The following is a 1,363-nucleotide window of genomic DNA, read 5'->3' on the forward strand; positions in this document are numbered from 1 at the left end:
GTCAGCACCAGCCCCATCAGTTTCTCGATCGCCGAGACGACCGAGTCGCCCAGCAGCCGGCGGATGCGGTCGCACAGCACCAGCACCACGCCCGACACCGCCATCGCGGCCGTCAGCGCTGCCACCCAGTCGAGCAGGCGATCCGGCTGGCGCGAGGCCAGCAGCAGCACCGTCGCCATCGCCGACGGCCCCGCCAGCAGCGGCACCGCGAGCGGGAAAATCAGCGGCTCGCGGCCCTCGGTCGTGCCGTACACGCCGCCTTCGTGGCTGAAGATCATCCGGATCGCGACCATCAGCAGGATCACGCCGCCGGCCACTTCGAGCGAACGCTCCGACAGGTGCATCACCCGCAGGAAGCCGTTGCCGAAGAACATGAAGAAGAACAGCACGCCGAACGCGATGCCCACCTCGCGCATCGCGACCCAGCGCCGCCGGTGCTTCGGCACCTCGCGCATGATCGGGATGAAGATCGGCAGGCTGCCCAGCGGGTCGAGCACCAGCAGCAGCAGGACGAAGGCCGACAGGAAACTGTGGTCCATGCTCAGCGGCCCCGCCAGAAGAGGGCGTCCAGCTCCTTCATCGTGATCTGCCGCCAGGTCGGCCGGCCGTGGTTGCACTGGTCGGAGCGCTCGGTGCGCTCCATGTCGCGCAGCAGCGCATTCATCTCGTCGATCGTCAGCTGCCGGTTCGCACGCACCGCGCCGTGGCAGGCCATCGTCGACAGCAGCTCGTCCTGCGCGCGCTGGATCACGCTGCTGGCGTCGTACTGCGACAACTCGGCCAGCACGCTGCGCGCGAGCTCGACCACGTCGCCGCCGACGAGCGCCGCCGGCTGCGAACGCACCGCCAGCGTCGTGGCCGACAGCGCCGAGACATCCAGCCCCAGCGTGCGCAGGTTGTCGGCCTGCGCCTGCGCGGTCGCGATCTCCTGCGCGGTGGCGGCGAAGGTGGCCGGGATCAGCAGCGGCTGGCTCTCGATCGCCGCGCTGCCGAGGCTGGCCTTCAGGCGCTCGTAGACGATGCGTTCGTGCGCCGCATGCATGTCGACGACCACCAGGCCGTGGCTGTTCTCGGCCAGCACGAAGACGCCGCCGATCTGCGCGACGGCACGGCCGAGCGGCCATTCGTCGCGCTGGAAATCGAGGGCCGGCGCCGCGGCGGCTGGCACTGCGGGCGGCGCCGCAGGGCGCGCGGCCGGTGCCGATCCGCCACCGCCCCACAGCGTCGCCACCTGCTGCAGCCCGAGTGCACCCTGCACCTGCGGGCGCATCGACTGCGGCGCGAAGCTGCCTCCGCCGCCACCACTGCCGAACGACGACGGCCGCGCCGCCGGCACCGCCGCATACCCCGCCAGGTGCTCCGA

At 71.5% G+C, this 1,363-nt stretch carries 2 protein-coding genes; both read right to left on the reverse strand.

What is annotated here, in order from left to right:
* Nucleotides 1-539: MarC family protein (locus AC1DXV_RS34690; protein ID WP_477938054.1), on the reverse strand; the 539-nt coding region annotated here is incomplete at its 3' end.
* Between the two features lie 2 nt (nt 540-541).
* A partial coding sequence (locus AC1DXV_RS34695; protein WP_477938055.1) for a DNA mismatch repair MutL family protein occupies nt 542-1,363 on the reverse strand: 822 nt, incomplete at its 5' end.

This window comes from Rhizobacter sp. P3_C12 (genome assembly GCF_056402735.1).